Annotated in this window: 23 protein-coding genes; 5 read left to right on the top strand and 18 right to left on the bottom strand. The window is 44.0% G+C overall.

Annotated elements, in window-relative coordinates:
* Nucleotides 1-7: 7 nt before the first annotated feature.
* The 4 genes from IGI82_RS00950 to IGI82_RS00935 all read right to left on the bottom strand — a co-directional run bounded on the left by IGI82_RS00950 (nt 8) and on the right by IGI82_RS00935 (nt 5,341).
* On the bottom strand, nt 8-1,438 hold the full coding sequence (locus IGI82_RS00950) for a catalase (RefSeq protein WP_325844818.1): 1,431 nt from the start codon (nt 1,436-1,438) through the stop codon (nt 8-10).
* 301 nt (nt 1,439-1,739) lie between these two features.
* Nucleotides 1,740-2,456 carry an acetolactate decarboxylase gene (budA, locus tag IGI82_RS00945; RefSeq protein WP_218212444.1) on the bottom strand — a complete coding sequence of 239 codons (717 nt, stop codon included), beginning with the start codon at nt 2,454-2,456 and terminating at the stop codon, nt 1,740-1,742.
* A gap of 18 nt (nt 2,457-2,474) precedes the next feature.
* Nucleotides 2,475-4,127, bottom strand: a complete 1,653-nt coding sequence (gene alsS / locus IGI82_RS00940; protein ID WP_115231555.1) for an acetolactate synthase AlsS — start codon at nt 4,125-4,127, stop codon at nt 2,475-2,477.
* Between the two features lie 254 nt (nt 4,128-4,381).
* Nucleotides 4,382-5,341, bottom strand: a complete 960-nt coding sequence (locus IGI82_RS00935) for an alpha/beta hydrolase (protein ID WP_015508776.1) — start codon at nt 5,339-5,341, stop codon at nt 4,382-4,384.
* Between the two features lie 218 nt (nt 5,342-5,559).
* Here IGI82_RS00935 and IGI82_RS00930 point away from each other — a divergent pair, with 218 nt between their 5' ends.
* On the top strand, nt 5,560-6,486 hold the full coding sequence (locus IGI82_RS00930) for a methyl-accepting chemotaxis protein (protein WP_081116133.1): 927 nt from the start codon (nt 5,560-5,562) through the stop codon (nt 6,484-6,486).
* A gap of 100 nt (nt 6,487-6,586) precedes the next feature.
* Here IGI82_RS00930 and IGI82_RS00925 read toward each other — a convergent pair whose 3' ends face one another.
* The 12 genes from IGI82_RS00925 to IGI82_RS00870 form a co-directional block, all read right to left on the bottom strand.
* Complete coding sequence (locus tag IGI82_RS00925) at nt 6,587-7,360, bottom strand: hypothetical protein (RefSeq protein WP_413153938.1); 774 nt, start codon at nt 7,358-7,360, stop codon at nt 6,587-6,589.
* A gap of 4 nt (nt 7,361-7,364) precedes the next feature.
* A complete protein-coding gene (locus IGI82_RS00920) occupies nt 7,365-8,750 on the bottom strand; it encodes a hypothetical protein (protein WP_438841701.1) in 1,386 nt (461 codons plus the stop codon).
* A gap of 49 nt (nt 8,751-8,799) precedes the next feature.
* A complete protein-coding gene (locus IGI82_RS00915) occupies nt 8,800-10,104 on the bottom strand; it encodes a hypothetical protein (RefSeq protein WP_438841700.1) in 1,305 nt (434 codons plus the stop codon).
* Nucleotides 10,105-10,547: 443 nt separating this feature from the next.
* Nucleotides 10,548-11,048 carry a hypothetical protein gene (locus tag IGI82_RS00910; protein ID WP_438841699.1) on the bottom strand — a complete coding sequence of 167 codons (501 nt, stop codon included), beginning with the start codon at nt 11,046-11,048 and terminating at the stop codon, nt 10,548-10,550.
* Nucleotides 11,049-11,288: 240 nt separating this feature from the next.
* Nucleotides 11,289-11,717 carry a DUF1761 domain-containing protein gene (locus IGI82_RS00905; RefSeq protein ID WP_438841698.1) on the bottom strand — a complete coding sequence of 143 codons (429 nt, stop codon included), beginning with the start codon at nt 11,715-11,717 and terminating at the stop codon, nt 11,289-11,291.
* A 107-nt stretch (nt 11,718-11,824) separates the two neighbouring features.
* A complete protein-coding gene (locus IGI82_RS00900; RefSeq protein WP_271771474.1) occupies nt 11,825-13,171 on the bottom strand; it encodes an amino acid permease in 1,347 nt (448 codons plus the stop codon).
* A 292-nt stretch (nt 13,172-13,463) separates the two neighbouring features.
* A complete protein-coding gene (locus IGI82_RS00895; RefSeq protein WP_334202400.1) occupies nt 13,464-13,832 on the bottom strand; it encodes a YxeA family protein in 369 nt (122 codons plus the stop codon).
* A 189-nt stretch (nt 13,833-14,021) separates the two neighbouring features.
* Entirely contained in the window at nt 14,022-14,738 is a 717-nt protein-coding gene (locus IGI82_RS00890; protein ID WP_438841697.1) for a tyrosine-protein phosphatase, read from the bottom strand.
* Between the two features lie 14 nt (nt 14,739-14,752).
* Nucleotides 14,753-15,538, bottom strand: a complete 786-nt coding sequence (locus IGI82_RS00885; RefSeq protein ID WP_034859161.1) for a PhnE/PtxC family ABC transporter permease — start codon at nt 15,536-15,538, stop codon at nt 14,753-14,755.
* Between the two features lie 15 nt (nt 15,539-15,553).
* Nucleotides 15,554-16,348, bottom strand: a complete 795-nt coding sequence (phnE, locus tag IGI82_RS00880; RefSeq protein ID WP_086294369.1) for a phosphonate ABC transporter, permease protein PhnE — start codon at nt 16,346-16,348, stop codon at nt 15,554-15,556.
* Nucleotides 16,335-17,153: a phosphonate ABC transporter ATP-binding protein gene (gene phnC / locus IGI82_RS00875; RefSeq protein ID WP_015508763.1), complete on the bottom strand. Its 819-nt coding sequence runs from the start codon at nt 17,151-17,153 to the stop codon at nt 16,335-16,337. The genes phnE and phnC overlap by 14 nt, the downstream gene beginning before the upstream one ends.
* A gap of 2 nt (nt 17,154-17,155) precedes the next feature.
* Entirely contained in the window at nt 17,156-18,076 is a 921-nt protein-coding gene (locus tag IGI82_RS00870) for a phosphate/phosphite/phosphonate ABC transporter substrate-binding protein (protein ID WP_438841696.1), read from the bottom strand.
* A gap of 142 nt (nt 18,077-18,218) precedes the next feature.
* Between IGI82_RS00870 and IGI82_RS00865 the strand changes: the two genes are divergently transcribed.
* On the top strand, nt 18,219-18,872 hold the full coding sequence (locus IGI82_RS00865; protein ID WP_271771489.1) for a GntR family transcriptional regulator: 654 nt from the start codon (nt 18,219-18,221) through the stop codon (nt 18,870-18,872).
* 312 nt (nt 18,873-19,184) lie between these two features.
* Here the strand turns inward: IGI82_RS00865 and IGI82_RS00860 are convergent, their stop codons facing one another.
* A complete protein-coding gene (locus IGI82_RS00860) occupies nt 19,185-21,983 on the bottom strand; it encodes an alpha-L-rhamnosidase (protein ID WP_271771491.1) in 2,799 nt (932 codons plus the stop codon).
* 38 nt (nt 21,984-22,021) lie between these two features.
* On the opposite strand from IGI82_RS00860, the gene IGI82_RS00855 reads away from it, so the two are divergent.
* On the top strand, nt 22,022-23,068 hold the full coding sequence (locus tag IGI82_RS00855; RefSeq protein ID WP_375819218.1) for an AraC family transcriptional regulator: 1,047 nt from the start codon (nt 22,022-22,024) through the stop codon (nt 23,066-23,068).
* A 43-nt stretch (nt 23,069-23,111) separates the two neighbouring features.
* On the opposite strand, the gene IGI82_RS00850 is transcribed toward IGI82_RS00855, so the two are convergent.
* Complete coding sequence (locus IGI82_RS00850; protein WP_271771497.1) at nt 23,112-24,392, bottom strand: PTS sugar transporter subunit IIC; 1,281 nt, start codon at nt 24,390-24,392, stop codon at nt 23,112-23,114.
* 335 nt (nt 24,393-24,727) lie between these two features.
* Here IGI82_RS00850 and IGI82_RS00845 point away from each other — a divergent pair, with 335 nt between their 5' ends.
* Together IGI82_RS00845 and IGI82_RS00840 are read left to right on the top strand one after the other, a co-directional pair.
* Nucleotides 24,728-25,279 (top strand): GNAT family N-acetyltransferase, encoded by a 552-nt coding sequence (locus tag IGI82_RS00845; RefSeq protein ID WP_438841695.1) that lies wholly within the window; start codon nt 24,728-24,730, stop codon nt 25,277-25,279.
* A 75-nt stretch (nt 25,280-25,354) separates the two neighbouring features.
* Entirely contained in the window at nt 25,355-26,281 is a 927-nt protein-coding gene (locus IGI82_RS00840; protein WP_115231543.1) for an ROK family protein, read from the top strand.
* Nucleotides 26,282-26,330 lie beyond the last annotated feature (49 nt).

Genomic DNA, 26,330 nt, shown 5'->3' with positions numbered 1-26,330 from the left:
TCCATTCTTAAATGTTCACATCGATCGCTTCAGCGATTCGTCTGCCGTAATCTGGGTCCGCACGGTAAAAATGCATGACCTGCCGTTCTTTGATCTGTTGATTTTGAACCTGTCCCAAACTCCCCGCGATCGTTTGAATCAAGCGTGTTCGTTCTTCTTCTGAGAGCAAACGATAAAAATCACCTGCTTGGCTATAATAGTCTTCGTCGTATTCAAAGGAACCGATCTCTCCTTCTAACGAATAGTGGATGCCCTTGGCATGCGGGTTTTCCTTGACGCCATCAAAACTGTTCGGTTCATAATTGATCCCTGAAGAATTCGTTTTGGTATTCATGAAGCCATCTTGTTGGTGATTGTGGACGGGCGCTTTCGGCGCATTGATCGGCAACTGGCTGCTATTGGGGCCAACTCGATAACGATGCGCATCACCATAAGCAAACAGCCGACCTTGCAATAGTTTGTCCGGTGAAAAATCAATCCCTGGAACGATATTGCCCGGTGAAAAAGTGACTTGCTCGACTTCGTTGAAATAGTTCTCTGGATTGCGATTCAAGGTCATGCGTCCCACTTCAATCAGCGGATAGTCTTTTTGTGAGACTGTTTTGGTCACATCAAAAAGATTGACAGCAGCTGACCAGCCTTCTTCAAAGGGAATGATTTGAACATAGAGTGTCCAAGAAGGATACTCTTTTGCCTCGATCGCTTTGTATAGATCTTCAATATGATAATCAGGATTGCTTCCCGCAAGTTCTGTTGCAAGCGCCGCACTCATGTTCATAATGCCTTGATCCGTCCGAAAATGATATTTCACCCAAAAGCGTTCCCCCTCTGCGTTGATCCAAGCAAATGTATGACTCCCATACCCATGCATATGGCGAAATGTTGCCGGTAAGCCGCGATCCCCCATCAACAGGCTGACTTGATGGAGAGATTCTGGTGAATGGGACCAAAAATCCCACACCGCTTCTGGATTTTTCAAGTGCGTTCGCGGGTCTCTTTTTTGGGTATGGATAAAATCAGGAAATTTCAACGGATCACGAATAAAGAAAATCGGGGTATTATTGCCCACGAGGTCATAATTCCCCGCTTCCGTGTAAAATTTAACCGCAAACCCCCGAGGATCGCGCAATGTATCCGCAGACCCCAGTTCTCCGGCAACCGTTGAAAAGCGAATAAACAGGTCCGTTTCTTTACCGATGGCTGAAAGAAAAGCCGCTTTCGTGTACATCGTTACGTCGTTTGTTACTCGGAAGACACCATGAGCCCCCGCACCTTTCGCATGAACGACTCGTTCGGGAATCCGCTCACGATTAAAATGTGCCAGTTTTTCTAGCAAATGGACATCTTGGATCAACACTGGTCCACGGCGCCCCGCCGTCAAAGAATTCTGGTTATCCGCTACACTGGCTCCTTGCGCAGTCGTCAAATCGTTTTTCATATCCTTCCTCTTTTCTCTATAAAATCAGTCAAGTGCAATTACTCTCAACAAAATACTTCTAATTAGTACAAAAATTATCATTATTCTTCAAATATATCAATTAATTTGCTTATAAGTAAGAATTATTTCAGATTTTTGACTATTTTCCAGCTTTTCTATCGAAGCATCCAGGTTTTGCAGCAATCCGCATGAATAGAAGAAAGCACAAAAAAGCAGCGAAGCGTTGGCTTCACTGCTTTTTTGCGTTCCATTCGATTCAAGACCACTCTACTGGCGATCAATTAATTTTGCTGTCTGCTGCTTATTCGGCAGCTTCAATATCTTTGGCGATTTTTGCGACATCGATCTCCCGCTGCAAGTAGTCTTGGTTGTCGATAGGAAAATGCTGACGAAATTCGGCTAGTTCCATCAATTCGACTTCACCAGCTGCCACTTCAAAGTCTAAGACATGTCCAGCAAATGTCCGATCATCACTAATAAAATGCAGATGGAAACCAGCAGCCGCAGCACCGTGAAACAACAGCGGGGTAAAGAATCCGACGATCGTTCCGCTGATATTTTCTGCCTGAAATTCTGGCTGATGCTGGATGATCTCAATGAATTTTGGATATGGTTTTTCTTGCTTTGGGGCAACGCGGACGTGCATCTTGGTAAATACCCCATGGATTTTGACAGCGGAAAACAAATTCGGGCTGACTTCTGTCAGGACGTGGTTTTTCACTTCTTCATCGGTCATTTCTTGGCTGACCTGCAGGTGCTTCGCTGCAGAAAAATCAACAACTGCCGCATAGGGGGTTCCTTCATTTCCTTGGAGCACTTGCACCTTGCCCGATTCGTCTACATGGTAGATTTCACCATCTAAAATAATCACTTCACCATTGGAACCAGCCAACGTACCGATCCCAAAATTTCCATATTCAAGCATTTTGCCGATTTGCTCCGTGCCATCCATTAAATCCTGCATCAACCCACCTAGGGTGCCATGCTGATATAAATAACTTTTGTTTTTCACTTTCATCTTGCTGCTCCTTTGGTCTTAATAAAATTGATCAGGTAGGATCGTTTTGCCAAGATCGGCATTATCTGAATAATCCACAGGGATATCAATGATCACTGGACCATCCGTTGCAAAACCTTCTTCGATGGCTGCCATCAATTCTTGTTTAGTGGTTGCCCGTAAGCCTTTGGCACCAAACGCTTCGGCATATTTCACGAAATCAACGGGTCCAAAATCAACTCCAGAAGCACGATCATATTTCATTTCTTCTTGGAATTTCACCATATTGTAGGTACCGTCATTCCAAATCAAGTGAATGATGTTTTGTTTCAAACGGACAGCTGTTTCTAACTCTTGGGCAGAAAACAAGAAGCCGCCATCGCCAGATACAGAGATCACTTGAGTATTTGGTCGCACGAGCGCTGCAGCGATCGCCCATGGCAAAGCGACTCCTAAGGTCTGCATGCCATTACTAAAGAGCAGATGCCGTGGCTCATAACTGCGGAAATGACGGGCCATCCAAATGTAGTGGCTGCCGACATCCACCGTCACCGTCATGTCATCGGTCACTTCTTGTTGCAAAGCATCGATGATTTCCAAAGGATGCAAGGTATTGTTGCTGCCTTCGACATCCGCTGGTTTTTCATTGAGTTTGGTTTGCAGCGTCGTTAAATAGTTTTGGGCGTCTTCGCTCAAGTGATACTGATCGATGGATTTTGATAGTTGTTCAATAATTTTCGCGATACTGCCCATCAGTTCAACTTCTGGCTGCATAAATGGATCGATCTCCATCGGTACTTCATCGATAACGATCACGCGGGCATCTTTTTCCGCATTCCAGTTGCGGGCTTCGTATTCGATCGGGTCGTACCCTACAGCAATCACTAAGTCGCTGCGTTTCAACAACATATCACCAGGCTGATTGCGGAATAAGCCGACGCGACCAAAGAAATGCTCTTCTAATTCACGAGAAATGATTCCAGCACCTTGGAAGGTCTCTACGACAGGCAACCCAGTTTTTGCAACTAACTGACGAATCGCTTGTGTTTCTTTCACGCCTGAAGCCCGCATCCCTAAGAGTAAGACAGGCAGTTTGGCTTCTTTGATTCGATCGACGAGTGCCTGGATATCTTCTGCATCGGCACTGCCTAATTTAGGCGAAGATAGAGGTTTGATCGCTGCCCCTTGAACGGTTCCGTCTGTCACATCTTGAGGAATGGATAAAAAGCTCGCCCCTTTTTTCGCTGTTTTTGCGATGCGAAAGGCGTTGGCAATACTTTCAGAAAGGGTTTCAGGATCTTGGACTTCACTGCTGAATTTCGTGATCGGCGCAAACAACGCCGCATTATTCATGCTTTGGTGGGTCAATTTTGAAAGGTCAGAACGCTTCACTTGGCCTGCTAGTGCCAAGACGGGATCACCTTCGGCAGTTGCCGTGACCAACCCAGTCGCTAAATTACTGGCTCCTGGTCCACTTGTTGCAATGACGACTCCTGGCTCTCCTGTCAGGCGACCGATTGCTTGTGCCATAAAGGCCGCGTTTTGTTCATGTCGTGCCAAGATCAACTCTGGTCCCCGATCACTCAACACGTCAAACACGCCATCGATTTTTGCACCGGGAATCCCAAAGATATAAGGCACCCGATGATTTTCTAAACTTTCAACAATGATTTCTGATCCTCTTGCACTCACTGTATTACCTCTTTTCAAAAACTGTATTAATCACAATACATATAATAGCACTTTTTATTTATTTATCAACGAAAAACACTTATTAAAATCTGTATTATAAAAGCGTGATTTTTTAGAGAGCGTTTGCATCTGCTTCAGACTGCAGGTGTACGTCTTTCAATTTTTCCGACAAAAAAAGGAGTGGATCGCTCCACTCCATACATCCTTTTCTGTATCAGAACACCGCAAAAAAAGAAGCTGCTTTCGTCGGTTTCTTATTCTGCGGGGACATTTTTTTCCGTCAGCCAACCGACAGCCAGTGTCATGGCCGCTCGTGCGGCTTGGGTCTGATCCATCGCATTGACCATCACAAAATCATGGATGATCCCTTGCATCCGTGCTTGGGTGACTTCCACGCCAGCTGCTCGTAAATGCTGCGCATAGGCTTCCCCTTCATCCCGCAAGACATCTGCTTCGCCTGTAATGATCAACGCTGGCGGCAGATCGGCTAACTCCTCTTTGGTCGCGCGTAGTGGAGAAGCGGTCATTTGATCCCGCTGTGTTTCATCCGTCGTGTATTGATCCCAGAACCATTGCATCCCTTCTTTGGTCAGAAAATAATTTTCACCGAATGCTTCATACGAAGGCGTATCAAAGCGGGCATCTGTCACAGGATAGAACAATAATTGCTGTGCGATCGGAATGCCGCCACGGGCTTTCGTCAACAAGGTCATAACCGTCGCCATGTTCCCACCTACGGAATCGCCAGCCACGGTCAAACGGCTAAGGTCTAAGCCTTTGACATCGACAAATCCCGGTAATTGCTGCAAGACCGCATAATTTTGTTCGATCGCCGTTGGGTATTTTGCTTCTGGTGAACGACTATATTCAGGAAAAATGACGATCGAGTTGGTTCGTACCGCCAATTCACGGATCAATTTATCATGAGTCGCGGCACTGCCGAAGACCCAGCCCGCGCCATGGAGATAATAAATGACAGGGAGAATCGCATGATTTCCTTCAGGACGAACAAAACGAACATTGATGGTCCCCCATTCGCCTGTATCTACGGTCTGATCTTCTATCTCAACCGCCAATTTATTGACGGGTGACTCTTGGACTTGTTCCAATAGTGCGCGCCCTTCTTCTGGCGGTAATTCATAGATCCGTGGGTGCGGTGCATTTGCCTCACTAAATTCAACGGCTGCTTTTTCCAACGAAATTCTATCTGTCATACGATTCTCTCCTTTTGTTTGAAATCGTTCGTGTTGACCTTAAGGGTACCACCAAGTCATTCTGATGCAAAGAATCTTGCTTCCTTCTGCTTCCAGACATTTCGCTCGACAAAAAAGGTGGTTTTTGCACTCTTAACTGCCTTGCCTTCATCACCGATAACTGTAAGACACTCGCTGTGTAAACTTCCCAAAAAACTGAAAGGCGTAGGTAAGTACGTATGAAATTCACATTAGATGAAACACAAAATAACCGTCTGCTCGCTGCTATTTTTCAAGAACTCGCTGTCATAGTCTTTGATCCGCAAAAAGAAGTTGTTTTCGCCAATGCCAACATGACGGATATCCTAGGTTATAGCCAAGAAGAAATCATTGGCTTGCCGCATCGGACCTTTTGTTTTGACCATTATGCTGCCAGTACGGATTACCAAACTTTCTGGAATCAACTTCTTTACTCAAAGCAACGGTTTCAAGACAAAATCATTCGGAAAAACAAACAAGGAGAAAAACTGATTTTAGAAGGGATTTACTTCCCCGTCCTCGATGAGCAGCAAGAAGTCGTTAACGTCGTCAAAATCGCTTTTGACATTACCCAAAGAGAACAAGCCTTAGCGGTCACTATCAAAAAAGTGCAAGAAAGTGCTGCTTCCCTGACACGACTTTCTGCCAACGGACACCAGCAAGTCGATCATTTGTCAGAGAACTTGGCGCAAGTCAAACAGCTGTCTGATCAAAATCAAGCAACGACCCATGCCTTAGAAATGGATAGCCAACAGGTGACAGCGGTGCTGCATGACATCGACCGCATTGCGCAACAAACCAAACTGCTGTCCTTCAATGCTTCCATCGAAACGGCACGGATCGGCGAACAGGCAGCTGGCTTTCGGGTGGTTGCGGATGAAATGCAAAAATTAGCTGAACAGACCAAGCAGTTGACCCAAACCATTGCCGCAACCATGCAAGCCATCAACCAACAAGCCTTAGTCGTGTTAGATAGTGCCGATTCGACGACCATGAAAATCAGTGATTCGCAAAAAAGCCTCGCTGCCGTTTTGCATTCTTACGACACGCTGCGAACGACGGCCAGTCTTTTAAACGATGAAGCCGAGTATTTATCAGAAACCAACGACGCTGAGTTGGAAACCTAGAAACCAAATGAATAAAAAAAGAGCGCCGCTGTTTGCGACGCTCTCTTTGTTTTTTTGACCAATAAATTGATTCCCTATTTGATTTCATCGATACTCAGCACTAGCCAGTCTCCCACTCTTGCAACAACTGCTGTAATTCTTGCAAAAATGATTGGGTCGCAAAGCCCAATGCTTGAAGAGGAACACGGTATTCCTGTTGAATCACCAAAAAGCTACTAAACATTTTATGCTGGACCTCAAAACTGAGGTTTTTCCAAACACTCCAGGAAAAACTGGCTATTCGTTTTTCTTTCTTTTCGTACGTGCACAAATACACTCGTTCAACGCCAAAAAGCAGTCCCGCATTCGCTTTCTTGCCAGTCATCTTTGACGTTAGCAACGCAAGAGGGGTCTCCGTTTCAGGCACTTGAAAACTAGCGAGGACTTGTCTTTGCCATTGCCTTGGTAGCACTTGTCTTTCTCCAGAAAAATAGAATAAAAAATTTTGTTTTTGAAAAAAGGCAGTCAAACGATTTTGTCGCTCCTTGACTGGATCGCGTGGCGCCCGCTGAATCAAAGACGTCTGATTCATTGCCGATTGCTTTGACTGCTTGTGATCACTTGAAACCCCTACCGCTGAGGAGTTTCTCAGGGGAAGAGGATCCATCGTTTGGTTGGCAGCAGCTGATTGACTGATTTTCTTCAACAAAGCAGCAAGATGCGTCAACGCAAGCTGTTTTGCTGTCATAGGATTGGCATGCGGGCTTTTGGTATGATCGAAAGATTGTTTGATGACCATTTTCCCACGACAATACAGACAAATCGCCGTGCCAGCAGCCCAATTTACTTCTAGTTCTCCTAAGCAGAGGGGGCATTGAATCGGAATAATATCCATTGAATCATCCTTTCGTTTCGATACAGGTATCGGAGCTATCCGTGGTAAAGATACGGATCGTATTCCAGCTGACAAACGCCAGCAGCACTAGAAACGATAAGCCATAAAAACTGAAATACCAAGTCAGGATTGCTAAAAAAAGGATCAAGGCAAATTCATACGCCATGTTTTCTAGACTGCTGTAAAATACTGTCTGTCGGGCGAGTTTCTTCCTCCGCGTCTCAAAAGCTTTCTTCGCTGCAGCCGTTGATGCATCCGACTGACTCAATGCCCGGGAAAGTTCTGCTTTGAATTTGCCGTACTCTGAGAAAAACTTGACCTCTGGTACGAGCAAGAAGTACCAAGTCGCAAGACAAGCAATCAGCAAGATGACCGCTGAAGCGAGCAGACTAAAGGCAACAGCCGGTAATAAAAAGCCATCAAATAGAAAACTCGAAGCAATTCCAGAAAATAATCCGACAAAAAAGAAGGTATAGCAGAATTGCCAAAGGACACTACTGGTCTTCGAAAAACTTTTCTTCACTTGCACCAGCTGTTCACATTCAGGAAGCTGGGTTGGAAAGAGACGTTCAGCATCGGTGCCATCAGCCACGAAAGAATAGGTTTGGTTTCCGTATTTGAATTCGCCAATGTAATAAGGAAAATACAGTTTTTCCGTATCACATTGTTTCGGAAAAAGAGTCAGTTGAACCTCATTGGCAACATCTGCTCCCACCAAATGGTCTTTGGCTTTTGCTTCAAAGACTTCCATTAGATGGGTATCAGAGAGTGCCGCTTCTCTGGAAATATCAAAGGGCAGCACCTGAGCGCCTTGGCTAAGTGCCGAAAACTGCTGCATATCCGTGCAATAGGCGGCTCCTTTTTGAAGATGCAGCGGCAGCTTACCATTGATACTGTAATCCGCTTCTTTTTGGGTATACGTAGGGAAATATTCATTGAAAATTGTTGTGTTCCCGCTGTTATGTAAAGAAATATCGGCAGTAATGCGCCCACTCCCCCTCTGCTGTTCCTCGTGGACATAGCTCCCTCTCACTTGAGCATCATAAGCAATTTGAAAGTAATACATCGGGATAAATACACGTTTTAGATGAACCATCTCTAGCTCAAAAAAGATACTTTCCGAGATGGTCTCTTGCCATGCTAGTTTATTTTTTAACGCCGCTTCACATGCCTTTTCATCATAGGCAAACGGATAAAACCCTTCTTTGACAGTCCCTTGAATGTGTGGCAACTCTTTAAGCGAGACGACTTGTTTTGTTTGTTCCTGGTTTTTTTGTTCCGGTTTGATCAACAGCTCATTTAAACAATACTGACAGACTGCTTTCCCTGAGTCCCAATCAACTTCTAGACGTCCCAGACAGCTGGGACATTGGATTTGGGTGATTTTCATTTTTTCTCCTTTTTTATGAATCGTTTTTTCTTTTCAACAAGATGGTTTATCAAAGAAACCGAAGAATGTTCCAAATAAGGGTAACGACCACGACCACATAAGCGAGCGTATCGAGCCATTCATAAAATTTCCTCATTCTTGCAAGATGCTTTCCACGCTTCTCGTAGTTTGCTAAAAAAGCGGTCCCAGCCGTTTTCTTACCTAATAATTCACTTTGGCACTCATCTCTAAATTTTTGGGCTGTTTTGAGGTACTGTTCTTTTAGAAAGTGCAACACTATCCCCGATACTACCCAATAAACTGCAGTTGGCAGGGAACTCATGACAATCCCCCCTATGACAGCTCTGAACACTCTTCCTAGAGGGATCCATTCAGAAATGAATAGCGCCAAGATCATCAGGATCACACCTAACGTAAAAAAGAGTACGGAGGACCAGCCAAAAACCTTACGAGCTTTTGAAAAATTCGCAACCGTTTGATAGGTAGCTTGACACTGTGGGATAATCGGCAGCTTCATTCGGTCAGGATCTTTGCCGTCGATCGCAAATTCAAAGGATTGCTCTTGGTACTTGAAGGTGCCCATATACAGGGGAAAGTAGAGCTCTTCTGTAGCACAGCTGATCAGGGAAAGATTTAGGTGCAGCTCTTTTAGATGATCGGCAGATTCTTTCTTCTGGATCACCGCATTCGCATGGGCTCTCAATTCCGCTTGTTTTTCAGAACCAAAGAGCGCCTGCTCTTGCTCAATATCAAAGGGAAAAACATGAATAGCATGTGCTGAGACTAGCTGTTGAAATTCCTTTTGATCGGTATTAAAGTGCGGTTTTCTTTTCATTTCATCATTGACCTCAAAGCTCTGAGGAATTTCTTGTTCGATCACCTCCGAACTGCCGCATTGATAGAATATAACCGTCTCACCTGAATGGTCACCTCGCTTCTTTTCCCACGTGGTCGTATGCGAGCCTTCCCATGCAATGGAATGGGTATCGTAGCCAAAGGCCCCCTCCCAGTGCATCGTATAGGTCACCTGAAATTCATAAATCGGAATAAAATATCGTTTTACCTCGCTGACTTCAAGATGAACGATAATGTCCTCAGGAACTGATTCCTGTTGGATCAGCCATTTTTTCAAGGCATTTGCTACCTCGTCTTCATTAAAGGCAAACGAATAAAACCCTTCTTTGACTTTTTGAAAAACTACGGGAGCCTGTTCATTCGAAGCTTCTTGCGTTTGTTTTGGCGGCGACTGTAGGACTGACTTAGTTAAGCAATACTGGCAGACTGCTTTTCCTGTCTCCCAGTCAACGGTTAACTGACCCAAGCAGCTGGGACATTGGATTTGTGTGATTTTCATTGCTTCTCCTTTTGCACATACTGATTTTCTTATCAATGAAGTGGCTTGGTTGCAAGTGAGGGGGAATATCTTTTATAAGGTGTTAGTTGGGGGAAGCAGCGAAGGAAAGCTGCTTGTTTGCAGGTAGTTGCTCGCTCTCATCCGTTTGTTCGAAACATTTTTTCCAGTGATGAAGCAAACAAGTGTATTTGTACCAAGAGCTGTTTAGCCAAAAAATAACCACAAACGGAAAACAACTCTTTATATATCATTTTATAATAAAAAATACCTTAAATCTATTTATTGTTGATAAAAACATCTGATTATTTGCTAGTTGCGCAAAATGTTTTCCGTAATAGCCACTAAATTTTGCAACGAAAAAAAGACAAACCTCATTTTTGTCTAAGGTTTGTCTACTGTCTGAAGCGGTTGTCTCGTCGGAGGCAGCCGTTTTTTGTCACTTGCTAGTTTTCCTCATACGAAAACTCGTACTCGTTTTGTTCGTCATCGATCAGACGCTTGTCATTGTTGTCCGCCATTTTGAATACTTTCTCAAAATCATCGCCAGTCATGCGCACTTCCCTTTTCTCTTGATCAATGATCACTTGGGCATTTGTCACTTCAAAGGTGTGCATAGGACCGATGTCTGCCGCGGTCAGTGCTTTGCTTTTGGGAAACTCTGCTTGTAGTGTTTCGTTGATCTGCGCTAATTGCGTCTCTTGTTCTTCTACCAAGTCCGCAGGTTCCTGATTCGGATTGATAAAAAAAGTCAGCGTTTTATTGACAGTGATCCTTCCATCTTCAAATAGATACAAAGCATATTGTTGATGACTGTTGCTATTGGTCAATACTTGATTCGCAGCTGCAGAGTCAACCCCTGAGCTACTGCAGCTTGTCAAGAAAAATAGTGTCACTAAACAAACGGCAGCAAATATTCCTCTACCTAACATGCTTTTCGTTTTCATTTTTTCCTCCTCGTTGCCCCTAATTTTGCTTCTTTGATGATTTTTCCGCAATCCGCGGATTTGGTTTTCTACAGATTAAAGTGCTTTTAGTATAGCACAAATTATTTGCTTTTATAGCCTTTTTTTATAGTAAGGATAATTTTACGCACAAAAAAACCAACCTTGTTGAAACAAGATCGGCTTTCTTTAGGATTGATTCGTTGAGATCTTTGAACGTTCTCGCTGGGGTATGATCGCTGCCTATTGTCCAATTAGTCCGACAACAAGTCCTAAAACGATCACTCCTAGAAACCCATTCACAAGGTGCAGCCCGACTAATTTGCGGGACTGTCCCGAGTAAACAGCCATCACGAAGGTGGCGACCCCATAAACCCCTAGCCACAATAAGCAAGCGACTTGCAAGGAGGTCATCAACCAACCATCATTATCGAATGTTGCAAACCAATAAACGACTTGATAGGTCGCTGCTGATAAGAGGATCCCACCAACGATCGTGCCGCCAAAGGTAAAGAGCATGTCACCGGTCGTCATCTGCTGATCAGCCATCTTCTCTGCCATTCCTGATTCTTTCGCCCAAAACTTGCCCCACTTATGCATCGGATTGTAAAGCAGACTTTCCACCACGACCCAGCTGAGGGTGCCGAAAATCAATGTCCAAAAATTAACCATTTTCGTTTTCTCCTACACTTTATTTTATCGTCACATTCCTGAGAACCGAAGAAACAACCGAACCCGGGGTTCCTTCCCCATCAGTTTATGTCTTAAGGGACGTTTCTTCAACTTTTTTCACTGGTTTCCCCTATTTTTCGATGGTTCCAATAAAAACTAAGAAAAATGATCGTATACAATAGTGCGGTGAAGCCAGTGACCGCCAATGGGTTAGTGATCAAAATACCGGCAAACAGCAAAAGCAACGCAAGGATCGCCCCACCCAAAAAAATCGTATAGCCCATTTTCTTCTGCTTGCGTACCAAAACAAACGCCGCCACACTGATCAACAACCAAATCAGTAATACAGTATACGACAGGGAGCCTGCCAGATAATTGAAGAGTTTGTCGCCTAAAAAGTAAGAAAGAACGACTCCAAGATATAAAGTACCGCTGCAAAACATGATCGCTCGTTGGGGCACGCTGTTTTTATTCAGCATCGTGAAGCGGCTTTTTTTCTGTCCAGTGTTGCTTAACCGGAAAAACAACGTTCTTGAAGAAGCATAGACCCCAGAATTGATTGACGAAAACAAAGCCAAAATAATCACTAAATTGACGATGTCGGAAGCAAAAGGCACATGGATTTTTTGAAACACCATTACAAAGGGACTGACATTTGGATCGGCTAATTGATTCCACGGATAAATGATCAGTAAAAGAAACATGGGAATGATGTAAAAAGCGGCAATCCGAGTCATTACTCCTTTGATTGCTTGAGGGATCGCTTTTTTGGGATTTTCTGCCTCACTAATCGTGATGGCTACTAACTCAGAACCGCCATAAGAATAGATTACGACCAATAAAGAATTGATAAATCCTTTGAGACCGTGAGGGGCAAAACCACCATAGTCTGTCATTTGTCTCATCGTCGGTAAAAAGCCCAGATCAAAGACTTGCGTGGCAACCAGATAGAGACCCACCAAGATCAGCACAATCACCACACTGATTTTGGCCCACGAAAGCCAGTATTCCGTTTCTGCAAACAAGCGGACCGAAAACAAATTGATGATGGTCGTGAGTAGTGCCAAAATCAACACAAAGATCCAAGCTGGAATATTGGGAAACCACAGCTGCAAAAAGCTTGCGGCAGCAACTGCTTCGGCGATGATGTTGATCATCCACATTGACCAGTAGATCCAGTCGATGAAATCGGCTGTATGCACACCGAGATATGGCTGGACTAAGCCCGAAAGGCCATGTTGTTTTTGGTCAGATAAGACCAACTGTCCCAGTCCTGTCATGACGACAAATAAGATCAGCCCGCAAAAAATAAACGCCAGCAAGACCGCAGGCCCCGCTAACTGGATTGCTTCACCGCTGCCTTTGAATAGGCCAGCACCGATGGCGCCACCTAGTGCCAACATAGTGATATGTCTGGTTTTCATCTGCTTTTTTAATTGATTTTTTTCTGTCATAGGTTCCTCCTTGAAAACCGTTGATCCTCCATAAAAGGTGATTCTCTCACTGTTGCTATTTTTAATTATATGAATATTTTTTTAACTACCTCATAGAGAATACCAGACGCTTCTGCTATTGCAACTAAGAATTGAAAAAATTATCTATTTTTTCTGAAAATTCTATCATCCTCTAATCTTTTTCACCTAAATCAAATCTTGGCGAGCTTTTATCTAAGTGAATGCACGAAAAAAGCCATCTCCCAACTTGCGGGAAATGACTTCCTGTCCTTTTTTCAAGCAGGCAGGATGATCAATGAGTCGTAACCAACTCGTCTTTGACGGCGTCAGGGAGATCTTGTTCGGTCACCTCTTGATACGACTCCACATGTTTGCCTTTTGCATCAAGCTCTAGGTAGGCATTTTCTTTTAGCTTTTGTGGTGCCCAAAACGTGATTTTGATCTTTTGCCCATCTTCATTGATCCCTTCTTGTGTATATTCGTAGGAATCGTGTTCTTGCAACACGCCATACTCGTCGGATGTTTTGACATAGACCTTTTTCTCCGGTACGAACGGATTGAAACGATCCACCAGCTGAACCAGTTCGCTGGAATCATCTTTCGTAAAATAAGACCATGTAACCAATGTGACGGTCCCGATCGTTAACACGAGCAGGATCATACTAATTGCTTTCTTCAAGTGATTGTCCTCCGTTTTTTCTATCTACCTTCAGTATAAAAAAACAAGCGATAAATATAATCAAACTTAAGGCGTATTTTTCCGTCGGTCATTGTGACTAAGACAAAAAGGGACCACTTTTTCAAAAGAAGCAGTAGTCCCTCACTTAGATGTTCCGTTTGTTCGTGACCCTTAAACCGTCACTGCCACATCGATCAGCTTGCTTTGCAAATGAACGAGGGTCTCTTGTGCGACACCAATCGTCCGCAAATAATGATACGCATCGGTATAGGTTGCTTCCAGATGCGTTAAGACGGGCAAAAGATACTCCGGTGCTGACAGCCACATCTCATTCGTGATCGTTTGGACTTGCTGAGCTACCAACGGGTTAGCAGCTAAATAGGTGTGCGTCGTTTGATAGTTGGCAATGCTATCGGCTTTTGCTACATCTGCCAGTTGAAGCAGCAGCATAGCGATCACACCCGTCCGGTCTTTGCCCGCCGCACAATGAAACAGCACACAACCTTCGGCAGCCGCCATCGTTTCCATGATCTGCTTGATTTGCTCTTTACGGTCTTCAATCATCTGGATATACAGCTCCGCCATATTGAAAATCAGCGGCTGCTCTAGTTGAGTCACATCCCCCATCGTTTCTGAAATCAAGGAGATCGGCCAGTTCTCCACACCGTCGATCACAGGTGTTGGCTCCTTTTCGATCTCTAAGGTCGTCCGTAGATCAATGATGGTCGTCAGCTGATACCTTTGTAAAAAAGCGATATCTTCTGGATGTAGATTGGCTAGACTGTCGCTTCTTAAGAAACGCTTCCAGGCAGTTGCTCCGTCTTTTGCGGCATAACCGCCTAAATCTCTTGTATTATAGGTTCCTTTTAATGGCAATCGTGTGTACATTCTTGATCGTCTCCTTATCTCATTCGTTTTTTGACTTGTCCGATCCCTAATTCGACACTGATCATCGTGAAAAAGATCAGCAAAATCAGCATCGAAATTTCACCATAATTGTATTGACCGATCGCCCGCGTCAAGAGCATGCCGATCCCACCGGCGCCTACCATTCCAAGTGAGATCGACTCAGCAATGTTGCCTTCCAGACGAATAGACGTCCAGGCTAGAAAGCGGCTGCTCAAGTTAGGCAGCAGGCCTTCTGTAATCATTTGCAGCCAGCCGGCACCGGTGGCTTGCATCGTTTCAATGATCGCCGCGTCTTGTTCTTCGATCGAACTGATAAAGGATTTTGTTAAATACCCCACCGTCGGGAAAACCAGTCCCAAAACCCCCGAGGTATTCCCAAATCCTAAACTAGCCACCACGATCAAGATCCACACTAGGGCTGGAACGGCCCGTACTACCGCTACACTGCCCTTGATAAGCATTGAAAGGAAAAGATGCGGTGTGGTGTTGGCTGCTCCAAGAAAGCTTAATACCAGTGCAATGAGCCACCCGATGAATAAGCCGCAGATCGCCATACACAAGGACACAAACAATTGGCCCAACGCTGGAATGATTTTTGAAAAGTCGAGGGTCATAAATTTTGCCAAAATCGTCCCAGCATCTTGCCAACGGCTTAAAAAGCGCGCGACCTCCAAGTCCAGCAAAGCCACACTTGTGATCAGCAACAAGATGAGGCCACAAATCGTGCCTAAAGTCAGCAGTCGTTCTTTTTTCGTAGATAATGCAATTTTTGTTGTCATCGCTTCCTCCTTCAATCAGGCAATTCGTTTTCTAAGCTGATTGACTGCAAATTCAGTCAATAGCACCAGCAAAACTAAAAGAATAATTAGGGCAAACGCTTCGCGGTATTTAAATAAACGAATATTGGTCTGAATCATGATCCCCATTCCTCCTGCCCCCACCATTCCTAAAATGGAAGACGCACGAATATTGATTTCGAAAGAAAACAAGGTCCAATTGATCCAAGAAGGAATAAATTCAGGAATCAATCCATGAAAAAGAATCTGCCAATAAGAGGCGCCTGCTGCTCGCAGCGCTTCTAATTTACTGCTGCCGATCTCATCGATCGAATCCGCATAAGAACGAGCCAGAAAACCTAATGTAGCAACGGTCAATGCCAATAGCCCCACCATATTCCCGATGCCGAAAATATAAACGAACAGCGATGCCCAAACCAGTACCGGGATATTTCTCAGAAAAGAGATCACCATGCGGACACTCGTCCGCACTAGCGGATACGGATTCGTCTGCTCTGACATCAGCAACCCGCAGACAAAAGCCAAAAAAGCCGAGAGATAAGTGCCAACGATCGCAAACAAGACGGTCTCTGCCACCAAGGGCAAGTAACTACGGATGTTTGTAAAATTTGCTGGGAAAAAGTTTTGCACAAAAAATCCCACAAATGCTGGAAGTGACCGAAAGGCTTCCACCAGATTGATTTGCAAATAGGCAAACGACAATAGAACAGCTACTACTACCAACAAGCCGTTCAAGATTCGTCCTTTGTTTGATTCAACCCTCAACGGAATCACGAATCTAGGCTTCTCCATAGGTCAACTGCTCCTTTCCTACTGGAATCGTTGCTTGCGTTAACCTCTGCTGTTCTTCTTTTCCTTGATAGATATGTGCGATCATCGCTTCTGTCAATTCTTGGGGCTTTCCGTCAAAGACGATCTTCCCTTCTTTGACGCCGATGATCCGAGTGGCATACGCCTTGGCAAAATCAACTTGATGCAGATTGACGATGCAGGTGATCTGGCGCTCTTGGGTGATCTCTTGCAACTGTTTCATGACGACTTTCGCAGCGTTAGGGTCTAAAGAAGCGATCGGTTCATCCGCCAAGATCAGCTTCGGCTGCTGCATGATGGCGCGGCATATACCAACTCGTTGCATCTGTCCCCCGGACAAAGCATTAGCTCGCTGGTACATCTGCTCTTGTAGACCGACTTTTTCTAATAGTTGGACCGCCTCTTGTTTGTCTTTTTCAGGATACAGCCCGAAAGCCGTTTTGCGAAAAGGAATTTTCCCTAAACGCCCATGCAGGACATTCTTAAGCACATTGGTACGGCCAATCAGATTGTAATGTTGAAAAATCATGCCGATTTCTGAACGAATCTGTCGCAGCTGCTTTTTCTTCGCACGGGTGATGTCCGTCCCCGCAAAAATCACTTGCCCCTCAGAAGGTTCGATCATGCGGTTGATTGAGCGGATAAAGGTCGATTTCCCAGCACCCGATGGACCGATCACGACGATAAACTCCCCTTCTGTCACCGTTAAATCAATTTGCGACAACGCGTATTTTTTTCCATCATAGGTTTTGCTCAACTGCTTGATTTCTAATAAGTTATTCGCCATGACTATTCCTCCTCTAAGTTAAGGATCTCGACCATTTCTTGTACCACTTCATAATCTTCATCTTTTGCTTCGGTAAAACGAACCTCTTTGCTGCCATAGAAGGTCTCAAAATACTCTTCGTTTTCATAGGTAAGGTAAAAGTCTTTCAATGCCGCTTTGGTTTCTGCTGGCAAATCGGAGCGAACGACGAAGAGGGCATTCGGGATCGTCTCTGTTTCTCCAATCACTCGGATATCGTCTTCTTGGATCATCCCAGCATCTACTAGTGAGGTGATGACTTGTCCAGCCACTGCTGCGGCATCGTAATCTCCTTTGGCTACCCCCATCAAACTGGAATCGTGCTTGCCTGAATAGGCAACAGTATCAAAAAAATAGTCGGGATTTTCTAATTGATTGGGGTCCAATGACAACTCTTTAACTAATTTCGCCTTGGGGTACATATAGCCAGAAGAAGAAGCAGGATCAACAAAGGCAAAGCTTTTTCCTTTTAAATCAGCCAATGACTGAGTCGTGGTATCGTCTTTTCCAACAACGAAAAGCGTTTTGTATTCTTCTTGGCCCATTGAAGTCGTTGTCACTAGTGGTTCTGCACCAGCGATTTTTTTTGCTTGATAATAACTCATTGGACTAACCAGTAAAACATCCAGCTTCCCTGCTTTCAACGCTTCGATCCCGACTGAATAGTCAGCACCTTCTAATTCTTCCACTTCAATTCCTAACGCCTCTGACATGTCTGAACGGAACTGCTCATTTTTCTGACCAGAGTCTGGATTTGTTTCATCTTGTATTTGAACGATCGTCAGTTTATCAACTGACTGTCCATCCTTAGCATCCGCCGATGCTGCTGATTTCCCGCAGCCTGCCAGCATACCTAGTGCAAAAATGTGAATGAGACCAACCAAAGCCCACTGTTTTTTATTCATAATAAAAAATCCTCACTTTTCGTTTTGTTTAGTAGTATACTACTAACAATATGTAGTATACTTTGATTGAAACAAAGGCGTCATCAAGAACGGGTAAAAACTACGTAAAGGTCTTGTAAACCCACAAATGGAGGAAACGACGTTGGAAGAAACCATCGAAACCATTGTCTATAAAAAAATAAAAAGTGAGATCCTCACAGGAAATATCAAAGTCGGCGAAGCATTTTCGGAAGCTTCTTTGTCCAAATCAACCGGCTATAGCCGCAGCCCGATCCGCTCTGCTTTAAAACAGCTGGAACACGAAAAATTGGTCACTTATAAGAAAAACCGCGGGGTCGTTTTGCGGGAAGCTTCAATCAAAGAACTGGCCGATATCACGCAAATCTGTGTCAATTGGCTGATTTTAACTACTGAGCAGGTTGCTGATGGCTTGGGGAGTTTTGCAATTGACGACATTCAACAGCTGCTGAATGAAGCCAAAACGTACCGACAGCAGATGGATTACGTCAATTATATGAACAAGATGCCAGAAGTCTACATGGCGATCATGGCAGCCAGCCCCAATGATCTTCTGGTCAGCACCTACCAATGGTTGAGCAGCCGTGTCATTAGTGCCTCAATCTATAAAAAAATGGTGAATCCTAAAAATTCGCCAAAAAAAACACTGTCGACGGTTCAATTTTTCCAAACCTACATCGACCATCTCCGAGCAGAAGATTATAGCCAAGCGATTCGCTGCCTAAAAGACTACCAGCAATATGCCAATCATCAGATTCTTTATTATGGGTATTTGTAATCAATGAAATTGACCTTTTTATTCTGCATTAAAGGCACAAAAGAACCTCACCATCAATAGATGATCGTGAGGTTCTTTTTTCATCAGTAGCCATATGGAGAGGTTCTTTTTGTTCTCATAAGAGGCGCTTCATATTTTTCATTTTTACTTGAAATAGTTTTACTCATTGGAATATTTGTCGTGATAACAGACGTTTTATCCCCCTTGTTCATCCCATCAATCAGCCCTTGAAGGAAGATTATCCGTCTGCTTTTTTCTTCAGCGATAGATACCACTTTGACTTGTGACCAGTCAGTTCCCCGAATAACGGGCTCAGTTCTTGTCTCCTTTGATCAATGCCGTCATTTCATCGATAAAACCAGCCAACTGCGTCTCAGAAATCACTTCTTGATTGACAAAATAAGCTAGTGATCGCTTTTGATGGTCCCTTACGTTGCTGCTGGAAAATAATTTTGACTCAGCAAATCGTTGCTTTGCTCGCACATACATCAAGGGGGTTTGTTGGATCTCCCCTAACGTAGTTTCAGCAGAAATGATTGGTTTTTGATAGGCTGTGGCTTTTAAATAAAAATGATTTTGCCCTGCTTTTAAGGGTGTTTCTTCAGACCAGCGGTCAGTCAGCGCTTCATCGGTGTAAATCTCCACTTCCGGTAGATGAAGGATTGCCTGCGTAAGTGTCGGTAAGGTAACGTCTAATTTCACGATATCTTTGGCAACGTAAGCCCAAGCGACCTCAATCCGTCCATTCGGTGTGGCGATGCCGCCGGAGGCATGATTGATACTCCAATGGATCTGGGGCTGTATGTGGACGTGCCGAAAACCGCTGCTGGATGATGCTTGTTGAATGCCTAAAACACCTTCAAAGAACCACTGGCCAATTGCTCCATAAGCATAATGATTGAACGAATTCATGCCTTGAGGATTGATCGATCCATCTGGTAACAGCGAATTCCAGCGTTCCCAAATCGTCGTTGCGCCTAAATCGATCGCATAAAGCCAGCTGGGATAATCATTATTTAACAGGAGCGTGTAGGCTATCTCGTTTAATCCATAATTACTAAGAACTAAATTTAAAAAAGGCGTTCCAACAAAACCTGTTTTCAAATGATAGTCATCTCGTTTTAGTCTCTCTTTTAACTTCTGCACGATCCCCGCAACTTCATGATCGGCAGCCAAATCAAATGCCAGTGTTAACACATAAGCCGTTTGCGTATCGAGTGCAAGGCGCCCATTCGGCGTGAAATATTCTGCTCGCAAGGCTTGTTTGAGCATTCTTTGACGCTGATCGTATTTCTTAGTTTCAGAAGTATACCCTAAAATTGCTGCAGCCTGCGCAACGATTTTCAAGGAATGCCAGTAAAAAATATTCGCAACAAACTTTGCTTCGGTTCCTCCAATCGGAGAAGCTGGATCATCACCATCTAAAGCTAACCAGTCCCCAAATTGAAATTGTTTGTCCCATAAACCGTTGATATGCGTCTTACGGCCAATGTGTTCGACCCACGCTTGCATACTAGAAAATTGTTGCTTGAGAATTTGTGGTTCACCATAATAGCGGTATAAATGCCAAGGAATGATCGTGGCGGCATCTCCCCAAACGCCCACTGCTGCCCCAGACTGCTGGATATCTGTCGGAACATGCGGCACAGTCATTGGTGGCGCACCATCAAAATGTGGTTGTTCGCTAGCTAAATCATGTAAATATTTCCGAAAGAACGCATACGTGTCCATCGTATACATCGCTGTCTGGGAAAAGAGCTGTGCATCTCCTGTCCACCCCATGCGCTCATCGCGTTGAGGACAATCCATCGGCACATCAAAGAAGTTGCCTTTTTGTGACCATAAAATATTCTGGTACAATTGATTCACTTTTTCATTACTCGTGCGAAAATCCCCTGTCGTTTCTAGATCCGAATAGATCACCTGTCCGATAAAGGCGTCTTTAGCAAAGGGACACTCTAACGGCCAGCCACTGATCCGAACATAACGAAACCCAAAGAATGAGAAGTGCGGACGAACCCACTGTCGGTTGCCATTGGAACGATACGTGAATGCTGCTCGGGCGGCTCGTAAATTTTCCCGATAAAACTTGCCATTGACCAATAGCTCGGCATGTTCGAGTTTGATTTGGGCGCCGGGTGGTAACTGATCATAAAACGTGACCCAACCGACCATATTTTGACCAAAGTCCAACACCCAATCCCCCTCTTCTTGCCAACAAGCAATCGCTGGGCGCTCTTCTTTTATTTTTACAGGCAAGCTAAATCGTTCAGTTAGCTTCCCTTGTGGTCCTTGGTGTTCTTTCACCGCTTGAATAGGCAGGTGAGGAATCGTCTCATCGATATCTTCGCCATAATAGATGCTGTTTTTTCCAATCGAACCGGTGCGAACCTGCCATTCCTGATTGGTTCCATGGATCTCTTGTGTGCCATCCACGTATTCTAGATGCAGCTCTGCCCTTAATAAAAAGGCATCGCCATAGATGTTTTCTTTTCCGCCATGAAACCCAAAATTTCCTTGATACCAGCCTTTTCCCACGAGAACCTTTATTGTATACTGTGAATCAACTAGATCATCAGTCACATCATAGGTTTGATATTGGAGCCATTCATGATAATTGGTGTAACCGGGAGTAAAAAACTCGTCTCCAATTTTTTGCTCATTCAAGTATGCTTCGTACAAACCTAGCCCACAAATATACAAACGGGCTTGCTTAATCGGTTTAGCGAAGTCTCCTTGATAAGAAAAGATCGCTGATTCAAGTGGCGTTGTCACAGGCGTGATCCACTTCCCCTGCCACGCTTCTTGCAGCTTCCCTGTTTCAAACCAGCTCGTCTTTTGATAGCGATCACCTGCTGCATCCCAGATCGTGACACGCCAGAAATAGCGCTGTCGAGGTTGCATTGGAAAGGTGCAGGAAAAGCGATACGCAGCGAGCTTTTGTTTCGGTACTTGGCTAACGATTGCTTGAAAATCAGCATCTAGCGCCACTTCTAAGGCATGAAAGACTGCTTTCGATTGGTCCGTTACTTGATACCGAAAGACAGGATCGCTTAGATCATAGCCGAGCGGTTCAGTGTAATAATTGATTGTCATTTGATTGATTTCCATGTTATCATCGCCTTTTACTAAAAATTGGAGTTGTGTGTATGAATATACAGCAGTTGCGCGAATTGCTTTTTTCCATGACGGAAAGTGAATTGAATTATCAACAACAGCCGAAAAAGAGTGCCCCGTTTTTCCAACGCTTTGATGAAGAGATCCCTACGTTTAACTTGATGAATGCCGGTCATAACAATAAATTTTTTGCGAATGACAAGCGCAGCCTTTTTAAAAATAGTACGATCGAGTTTGTTCAACATACGCGCTTTAGTAATCCTCCCCTACATAAGCATGATCATATTGAAATGACTTATGTTTATCGTGGAAGTTGTAAACAAGTCTTTATAGATAAAACGTATGAATTAACGGAGGGAGATTTTTGTCTTTTAGACTCCAACATCGTCCACACGCTTTATGAGGTCGAAGAAGAAGACATCATCATCAATATCGTTTTGCAAAAACAGTTCTTCACTGATTCTTTTTTAAATCGCTTATCGGAGCATAGTATCTTGTCACAATTCATCATTCAAGCGCTATCAGAAAACCAACAGGAAAATTTTTTGCTTTTTCGCTCCATCGTTCCGCAAGAGCTTCACGGCTTGATGGAACAAATGTTGATCGAATATTTTCGAAATGATAGCTATACTGCGGAAATGTTGAAATCGTACCTCTTTTTATTCTTAACTACCTTGATTCGCCGATTAGATCACGTGACCACGAATGAACGTTTTGACCGATCCGATCATACGATCATCTTACCGATCTTAAAATATATCGCCGATCATGCTGCGGACTGTACGCTGCAACGCATTGCAGATCTTTTTGGCTATCATCCAAATTACATCTCTAAATTGCTAAAAGATCACACGGGCAGTAGCTACCAAGAGTTGGTCGTGGCGCAAAAGATCAAAAAAGCCAAGTATCTATTGTCCTATACAGATGAAACGATTCAGAACATCGCTGAAGAAGTTGGCTACCATAATCTCAGTTTTTTTTATAAAAAATTTTATACTCAAACGCAGATGACACCTCGGGATTATCGCTTGGCAAGTCAGCAACGGCTAGAAACGATGTCCCCTCATAGCGATCAATAAGATACCCTCAACCCATGAAAGTGGATTGTGGGTATCTTATGAACTATTTTGGATCGGGATTTTCTAGTTGGTATTCTTTTTGATCCAATATTCTAAAGAACGGATAATAGATCGCAATCGATAACAGGGTCGCTACGATCTGAAAGGCCAATAGACGCCAACCGCCATTAAGAAGTGCATTTAAGAAGATAGGCATCCCCATGGAACCAGCACCGTTTGACGGTGGGAGAATCTCCATGACTGTTAGGGCATAACCGAACAAAATATTGATTACCGGGGTAAAAATAAATGGAATCGCCATCAAGCCATTCAATACCATTGGAAAACCAAAAATGACTGGCTCGTTTATATTAAATAAAGAGGGGACAAACGCAATCTTTCCCATTGATCGATAACGCTGACTTTTGCTGAAAAAGGTCGCTAATACGATTAACCCAATCGTTGCACCTCCGCCTCCTGGTGAAGAAACAATGTTGATCCATGAGAAGGTAATAATATTAGGAGCTGCCTCTCCTGCAGCCAGCGCAGAAATATTCGCTGCATCGGCTGCGATCCAGATTGGCATCACTACCCCAATCACTGCAATCCCATGGATACCAAAGAACCAACACAAACCAGAGAGAAAATAAATAAGCGCCGCTGTCCAAACATTATTTCCGATATTGCCTAGTGGTTCTTGAATCAGTGAATAAATGGTATGATGGACATCATTGTATGGTGTCAATGAAAATAGAAATGCAATCAATCCAAAAAGAATCACCATCAAAAAACCAGGAACAATAGCTGCAAATGCTTTTGATACAAAGGGAGGTACTGATTCAGGCAGTCTGATCGTCCAATTTTTCTTGACACTGAGATCAAATAATCTGGTTGTCAAAATGGCAACGAGCATTGCCGTAAACAGTCCCTTTGCCCCTAACCATTCAATCGGTAGATTCGTTGTTGCAGCAAATCCTTCACCAATAACGATCATGGGTGTCAATAAGAAAAAGTTCATCAAAGCTAATAAGGAACAAATAAATCCATCAGAATTTCCTAAAATTTTACAATAGGTATAACTGATCGCTGCCACCACATAAACCGCTAACATATTCGTGGTCACATTGACGATCGTTGTCAATAATTGACCAAAGTAAGAATCGGAAAGAAAAGATTGATACGCTGCCAAGGGAAAATTTTGAAAAATCGAAGCAATTGCGCCTACCATGATGATAGGCATAGACATCATTAACCCTTTTGAGATGGCTTGGATCACTTTGTTGTTGTTTAGCCAAGAAGCAGCGGGGGAAACGATTTTCTCTATTCGTTCTGTAAATCCATTCATGTTACATCCTCCTTTTTATGATAACGCTAACAACACCATTAAACCCTATTTCATGTCGCGCTCCAATGACCTATGAAAGAAAAAATACTAACCAAATCAAAGAATTAGATGTTATTGATTTTGAATAGAATGTTGCGCATTGATCCGCGTTTTTTAGGAAGCCAAAAACATTCGAGGGTCTTCTCATGAAGAATACCATGAGATGACCAATAAAAATCCATTATTGTGATGACGCAAATGCATCGAATTCAACAGATCGTAGGAAACTAGAAAAAACAATGGCGCTTATCCAGTCATTAATAATTAAGAGAATCTATAGAAAATCGAGGTGTCCCATGCTAGAAATCAAACGGATCGATCAAAAACATCAAGCTGACATTCGCTTGAAAAACGAACCCTTCTCCTTATGGGGGAAAATGTTGCCGTCTTATAATGAGGGCAACTGGCAGTACACAATCTGTAAGTTTGCAACTAAAGACATTCAGACGATGCGTTTCCCAGATGAAAATTATTGCTATGACGAAATGAGCCGAAACAGTCTGTTTATCGGTGCTTATGATGATGGAAAATGCATCGGCTTAGCGATTGTTCAAGACGCTTTTTTCAAGTATCTGTACCTCTATGACTTAAAGGTCAACACAGACTACCGTAAGCAAGGAGTCGGTCAACTGCTGATCCAACAGGCACTGAAAGCGGCCCTTGCCAAAGGCTATCGCGGCATCTACACGCAAGCGCAGGACAACAATCCTTCTGCCTGTCTGTTCTACTTGCAAGCAGGCTTTCGTATCGGAGGTCTGGATACGGAAGTGTACAAAGGAACCAATCAGGAAGGCAAAAGTGACATTTTGTTTTATTTGGATGCAGCGGAAACGGCAGGCAAAAAATAGCTAAAAAAAGAAAAAAATTCCTCCTGCCAGATGGTACACTTAAGGCAACAATGTTTTAGAAGGTGAGGAAGAAGAATGTACGTAGGATTTGATATTGGCGGAACAAGTATTAAATATGGTGTTTTGGATGAAACCGGAGCGATCCTTGAAAAATCTGCGATCCCTACTAGCTATGATCCAGCCCAGTTTTATCAGGATCTACTCACGATCATCGAAGATGCCCAGAGCCGCCACACGATTGATGGCATTGGGATCAGCGCCCCGGGGATCGTTCAAAAAGACGGCTTTATGTTAACTGCGGGTGCCATCAAATCGTTATATGGCGAAAATTTCAAAGCAGTCTTGGAAGCGCGTACAGGGTTGCCTGTGGCGGTGGAAAATGATGCCAATGCAGCAGCGATCGCTGAAAAATGGATCGGCAATGCGCAAGAGGCTGCCAACTATTTGTGTCTAGTCCTAGGCACTGGTGTAGGCGGTGGGATCGTGATCAATAATCAAGTCTACCGAGGTGCTCATGGCATGGCTGGTGAATTTGGCTGGATGGTGATCGATCAGCTGCCAGAAGAAGGCAATATCGAGGAAAGTTCCATCAATAAAAAAACTGCCGTCGTGGGCGGCTTGATTCGTCTCTACAATTTAGCCGGGGCAGCAGTTCCTGGCTTTGAACCCACCCAAGACGCCAAAGAGATTTTTGACCGCGCGCAGCAAGGCGAAGCGTTGGCGCTGAAGCTGACGGACCAATTTCTGACGGATCTGTCTGTAGGGCTGATCAATTTGATCAGCTGCTTTGACCCAGAATTGGTATTGATCGGCGGCGGCATCAGTGCCAATCCTTATTTCTGGGAACGCCTGCAGGCTCGCTTGACGATCACGGAAACACGGCATGAAGCGATCAATTATTTGCGCGGACAAACCATCGCACCTGTTCGTCCAGCGAAGCTGAAAAACGACGCCGGCTTGATCGGCGCAGTCTATCAGATCCACCAACAGCTACACCGTTAAAAGTTCGGATATGCTATACTGGTGTAAATTGATTATCTAGGACAGCGAG

The sequence above is a fragment of the Enterococcus sp. AZ067 genome (assembly GCF_051715005.1).
In the GTDB taxonomy this organism is placed as follows: Bacteria; Bacillota; Bacilli; order Lactobacillales; family Enterococcaceae; genus Enterococcus_D; species Enterococcus_D casseliflavus.
Note: the sequence above shows the minus strand (reverse complement) of the source record. Positions and strands in the feature narration are given on the sequence as shown.